The following is a 5,738-nucleotide window of genomic DNA, read 5'->3' as shown; positions in this document are numbered from 1 at the left end:
ATAAACTTATTAACGTGAGCCCTGGATAAGAAAAGATTAAAATTTTCAAATTGACCTCACCTAAATCCTCTCCAAAAGAGAGGGCTTTTATCGCCCGCAACTTAGAAGATACTTCAAAAATTCCAGAACCTTCTTGCCCTTCTCCTTTGGAGAAGGGTTGGGATGAGATCGTACTACACAGTCCCAATCTGCTTCCAGCTTCCCGATGCCGCAGATTCCAAAACGGCTTCGCAAACCTGCTGCGTTTCAAAAGCATCGCGGAAAGTAGGGGAACAAGGCTCGCCTGTTTCCAGGCTCTTCAGAAAATCTGCTGCCTGGTGTATGAATGAATGCTCATAACCAATGCCAAGCCCCGGCACCCACCAATGATCCATATAAGGCTGGTCACCATCCGTTACATGAATGGAACGCCAGCCACGCACCCTGGATTCATCTGAATGATCGAAATATTCGAGGCGGTTCAGATCATGCAGGTCCCATTTGATGGAAGCATGCTCACCATTAATTTCAAATGTATAGAGAGCTTTATGCCCACGCGCATAACGGGTGGATTCAAACAAACCCAAAGAACCGTTTGCAAAATGGCAATGAAATATGCAGGCATCATCAATGCCCACTTTTTCTACCTTGCCGGTAAGCTGGTGCATGCGTTCTTTTACAAAAGTTTCTGTAACGGCATTCACATCTTTAATGCTTCCGTTAAGCCATATTGCGGTATCAATGCAATGCGCCAGCAGGTCGCCGGTAACACCGGAGCCTGCAACATTCGCATCCATGCGCCACAGGCCTTCGCCGCCTTGCGGCAGGTCAGCGCTGATGGTCCAGTCCTGCAGAAAATTAGCACGATAATGAAATATCTTTCCCAGCTTGCCTGAATCTATGATTTGTTTCGCCAGGCTAACCGCAGGAATACGGCGGTAATTATACCATACGGTATTGGCCACCTTTGCTTTTTCTACGGCTTCAACCATTTTACGGGCTTCTTCCACATTGCGGGCCAGCGGCTTTTCAGTAAGCACCATTTTGCCTGCCTCTGCGGCGGCAATCGCTATTTCGGCATGTGTATCATTTGGGGTGCATATATCTATTGCATCAATATCATCCCGTTGAATAAGCTTTCTCCAATCCGTTTCATAAGATTCATAATTCCACTGTGCGGCAAAGGCCTTTACCCTGTCCTCATTGCGGGCGCATGCAGCTTTTAAAACCGGTATATATGCCAGTTCGGGAAAAAAGTTGCGGATGCGGTTGTAAGCGTTAGAATGTGTACGCCCCATAAAACCGCAGCCAATCAATCCTATTCTTAATTCTTTTTTATTTGCCATAATTCTTTTTCGTTTTTCTTCTTAAAAATTAATTGCAGTTTATTCACTCCATCCATGTGCTTTTTGCACCGCCACCATTGCCGCCAGTATATCATTCCAGGTTTGCTGCTGCATCATTTTCTCATTAGGAAACATACAGCCATCCCAGCAAATATGTTTGAATGCCTTGGTGAGGCTCCCGTTATCATCACGCAGCCAATAGCCGGCATATTTCGCAATGTCTAATTTGCCATTGGGATCGTTGGGCAAACAATGTTTCCCTGTTTTATCATGCGAGCCTGTGCCATGCACCGTGCCGTCATTTTGGGCGACATGAAAATCAATTGTCCACGGGCGTAAAGCATCGGTTAATTTTTTCAAACCCGCTTCCAGCGTTGCCTTATCATCCCAGCTAAAGTCTTCGGGAAGTATGCGGTCTTCAGGCGCATTATATCCTAAAAGATATAAAAAGGTGTGCGACATATCTGCCTGGAAACCGATGTTAGGCCGGTCAACCTGTTCCAATGTATCAACCATCTTTTTCCAGCTATGCATACCGCCCCAGCATATTTCGCCTTCGGCAGCCAGCTTTTCACCATAATCAGCCGCTACATCGCAGGCTTCGCGAAAAGTTTGCGCAATGAGCGCTGTATTATTTACGGGGTCTTTTAACCATGAATCAGGGTTTACAGCAGAGTCTATGCGCACCACGCCATAAGGACGGATGCCAATCTCCCGGAGCAGTTTTCCAACATGGCAGGATTTACGCACCTGTTCAACAAAACGTTTTCTTTCTTCAGCGGTTCCCATGGCCGGGCCGCCATCGGGCGGCCATATCGGCGCCACAAGGCTTCCTATTTTTAACCCGTAAGAAGCCACTTTATCGGCAAGCTTTTTAATATCATCATCAGATTGGTTAATACCAAAATGCACGTCAAACAAACCAATATCAACGCCGTCAAACTTAACGCCGTCAACTTCCGCTTCGGCAGTAAATTTTAATAAAGTATCAAAAGGAATGACCGGTTCAGACCCATCTCCTTTTCCTACAACACCAGGCCAGGTGGCGTTGTGCAGTTTGGGATAATTATTTTCCTGCATATCGTTAAAAATTTAAGATGAATAAGCAATGTTATTGACTAAAGAAAACACTCAATATTCCCCGCCTGCCGGACGGGCAGGAATGCTCAATTTTCAATAATCATTTTGCGGGGTTTACAATTGAACATTGATTATTGTGTATTGATTATTGAGTATTTCAAAGAATCTAAACCTTAGTCATCAGCATTAGATGAATAAGATGTTTTATAATGACAAATCAGGATTACCCGGACCAAAGTGTTTAAGCATTACAATGGGATCTGTTGAAGACCTGTTGACGATTTTCACGCCTTCCTTTGCGGCAGTTTCGCTTACAAAAAACTCATCATTCGTTAATTGCCCGTAGCGGATAAGCGCCGGCGTTTCTATATCCCATACGCCCATTGTACCATGCCCCTGCATCATTATTAATCCATAAGCGGCGCTGTCTTTAATGGTTACCGTTGCGCCGGGCAACACCGTTAATTCTTTTGCGCTGAAAGCATCCGAACGGTAACAAACCCAGTTTTCGCGGTAGCCTTCCGCTTCCATTTCTGCAACTGCTTTTACAGGTTTCGGCGCCATAAACCTTGTTTCGAGAATGTTTGGGTCAACATTCAAATCCCAGTCAATTATATCCATCAAAGCATCAAAATTGCCTTTATCTTTTTCCGGCACGCCCTGCCATAATAATTCTTCGGGAATAATGGCTTCGTTTACCAGCGACTGGTACATGGCAAATACATCGGATGCTTTTTGAGGCTCATACGTGCACATACTTCCCGGGGCGTGCAACATGCCCGGCGGCACGTCCCAGCCTGTTCCCGGTTCAAGACGGAAAGCCTGGGAATAGTTGGTGATCTTATTATCGCCCTTTGAAAAATTTTGAAGGCATTCTTTTATTTGCTCTTTGGTAGTGCCGGGGGCAATGCCGAAAAATGTATAGGGGAAATCGCCGCCGTGATTGTTGACTTGTGGTGGAAAATAATAGGCTTCCGGCTTACCTTTTTGACCAATAAGCGCTGCCTTCTCATCATTATGATGAATATGATGCGGCAGCGGCCCCATGTTATCGAAGAACTTGGAATACATGGGCCAGCTTTGGTATTCATTCCATATACGGTCGCCGATAAGCGCACCTTTTAATTCATCAACCGCATCTTTTAATAACAGCAATTCTTCTTTATCTCCATTTTTAAAAACAATAAAGCTCAACCCTTCATGCTCGCCGGTTAAAGGGCCGTTCTTTGCGGGCGTGGCAGATGAAAACCAGCGTTCATCAATACCGCCCCTTACTCCGCCCAAAACATAATAATCGTCCGGATGAAGTTTTATTCTCCTGCCGGGCACACAAAATGATCTTGGCACCCAGTTGGGCGCCAGCCTTACTATACCCTTTCCCTGATCCAATGCCTGCTGAAATAAATTTGCTTTTTCCATGGCCTTAATTTTAGAATCGTTTTAATTTTTATTATTAGCGTATTAAATGCTGTTTAAGTTTTTTAGTTACCAGCTTTTCCTGCCCGACTGACTTTTATTTTTCTTTTGCGGTCAGGCGGGGTTTTTCATGGCAACTTCGTTGTGTCACTCCCTTGTACTGTATATTTTCATGGCAGCATTGCTCTTAATTTAGCGTCAGTCCGGGATAGAAATTAACCCAATCTTTTAAGATTGGGAATATCAATGCATCTATTTTGATGGCTTTAGCCGGCGCCCATTTTTGAGAACAGCACTTTGGCTAAAGCCAACAACTAAGACCTGCATTTTCCCCAAGACTTCAGTCTTGGGTTATTATCCCGAAACTTCTATTAATTTAAATTAATAATTTACGCAAACAATTTCTTCATTACAGATTAGACTGGCTCAGTCTGGCAGACTGAGCCAGTCTTTTTACTTTCTTCATTTATACTGCTGCATAAAAGATTCAATTTTATCACTATCACACATCACTTCCAGTTCTAACTCATAACATCTTGCCTCTCCCGGTTGTAATATAATTAATGAACCCTCTTCCCTCGCCTTTTTCTGGCCAATTACTTTATTGGCACCGGGTTCCAGGCCGGTAACATATTCCCGCTCTCCCCAATGTTGCCAGTTGGCAAGCCAAGGCAATTGCTGTTTCTGAAAACGCAGTGCGACAGCAAGCTCTAAGCCTGAATTGTATAAACCGCAAACGCACCAGCCTTTATCATTGGCTGTACAATCAATGAAGGCAGCAGCTTCACCGGCGCCGTTATGCTCTTTCATTACCGGCGGGCATTTATGGAAATTATTTTTTTCATTAAAGATGAGCCTGCTGTTTTCATCACGGGCCTGCCAGTTTCCATGCCATAAAATATCTGCGCCTTCATTAGCCAGTGGCCAGCCAAAGTTGAAGTGATACAAAAGCATGTGCGGCGTGCTTTGGTTACCGTTATTGGTAACTTCATCTTTTATGCGGATAACAGGCTGGCCCAGGCGGCTTGAAATAGTGCGCTTCAATTCAAGCCGCGGGCCAAAAACGGATGTTTCCCTTATACGCCCTGTAATGCTCATGTCCATTTCGCCGCGAAAAGGATCAGGTTGCTGAATGGATATAATTTCTGCCGGTATATTGCTGATTCTTCCATGCAGGCCCCGTTCTCCATACTCATCTGATTCCGGACCGCCGATATGCGACAGGCCGCATGTTACCAGTAACCCTCCGCCAAAAGTCCGCAGCCAGTCAATACCTTTATCTGAAAAAGGTTGAGGCGGCGTTATGCCGGTTTCGTTTATCCAGGAAAGGCAATGGCTGTTAAAAAAAGTATCCGCAATATCCATGGCGCGATCCAGCACTACCTTATAACGCAAGCCGCTGCCGGTATTAACCCAGGCAATTCTTACCCCTCTCCCAGAACCACTATCCAGCACGGAGGTTTCAATGCCGCCCAATTGCGAAACGCTGGATATTTTATTTTCCCATCCTTCCTGCATTGCTTAAATCAGAATGCTTTTGTTTGGTACATTTCAGTTTTTCGTTCCGCACCCAACTTTCCGATGGGTGAGACACCGACCGGTAGCGGGTTCTGCGGGCGGGTGATGACACCCGCCTGCAAAAAACCAAATACACCCTTTTATGTTAATGCGAATCAATTTAAAATCTTTCTACTTTTTCTTGAACACAGGATTATTTTCATCGCCACCAGATTTCAGGTAGGCCATCAGGTCTTTCAATTCATCCGGGTTTAAATTATTGATCAATCCCGATAACATGATAGACTGATCAGATTTTTGTATCCTCAATACATCTTTTTTGGCCACTTCCCTTATTTGCTGCGGCGCAAAAGGGTTTTGAGAAACGTAGTAATTGTTATCATCCTGGCGAACAAGCCT

Annotated in this window: 5 protein-coding genes; all 5 read right to left on the bottom strand. The window is 44.8% G+C overall.

What is annotated here, in order from left to right; genetic code table 11:
* Positions 1 to 173: 173 nt before the first annotated feature.
* Positions 174 to 1,325 carry a Gfo/Idh/MocA family protein gene (locus QM629_RS10410; RefSeq protein WP_415159803.1) on the bottom strand — a complete coding sequence of 384 codons (1,152 nt, stop codon included), beginning with the start codon at positions 1,323 to 1,325 and terminating at the stop codon, positions 174 to 176.
* 39 nt (positions 1,326 to 1,364) lie between these two features.
* Positions 1,365 to 2,405, bottom strand: a complete 1,041-nt coding sequence (locus QM629_RS10405) for a sugar phosphate isomerase/epimerase family protein (protein ID WP_415159802.1) — start codon at positions 2,403 to 2,405, stop codon at positions 1,365 to 1,367.
* A 204-nt stretch (positions 2,406 to 2,609) separates the two neighbouring features.
* Positions 2,610 to 3,824, bottom strand: a complete 1,215-nt coding sequence (locus QM629_RS10400) for a hypothetical protein (RefSeq protein WP_415159801.1) — start codon at positions 3,822 to 3,824, stop codon at positions 2,610 to 2,612.
* 459 nt (positions 3,825 to 4,283) lie between these two features.
* Positions 4,284 to 5,339: an aldose 1-epimerase family protein gene (locus QM629_RS10395; RefSeq protein WP_415159800.1), complete on the bottom strand. Its 1,056-nt coding sequence runs from the start codon at positions 5,337 to 5,339 to the stop codon at positions 4,284 to 4,286.
* Between the two features lie 171 nt (positions 5,340 to 5,510).
* Positions 5,511 to 5,738: hypothetical protein (locus QM629_RS10390; RefSeq protein ID WP_415159799.1), on the bottom strand; the 228-nt coding region annotated here is incomplete at its 5' end.

Source organism: Parafilimonas sp. (assembly GCF_047606085.1).
GTDB lineage: Bacteria > Bacteroidota > Bacteroidia > Chitinophagales > Chitinophagaceae > Parafilimonas.
Note: the sequence above shows the minus strand (reverse complement) of the source record. Positions and strands in the feature narration are given on the sequence as shown.

Coding starts and splice junctions, on each gene's coding strand:
- QM629_RS10410 (WP_415159803.1), bottom strand. CDS start 1,325: ATGGCAAATAAAAAAGAATTAAGAATAGGATTGATTGGCTGCGGTTTT.
- QM629_RS10405 (WP_415159802.1), bottom strand. CDS start 2,405: ATGCAGGAAAATAATTATCCCAAACTGCACAACGCCACCTGGCCTGGT.
- QM629_RS10400 (WP_415159801.1), bottom strand. CDS start 3,824: ATGGAAAAAGCAAATTTATTTCAGCAGGCATTGGATCAGGGAAAGGGT.
- QM629_RS10395 (WP_415159800.1), bottom strand. CDS start 5,339: ATGCAGGAAGGATGGGAAAATAAAATATCCAGCGTTTCGCAATTGGGC.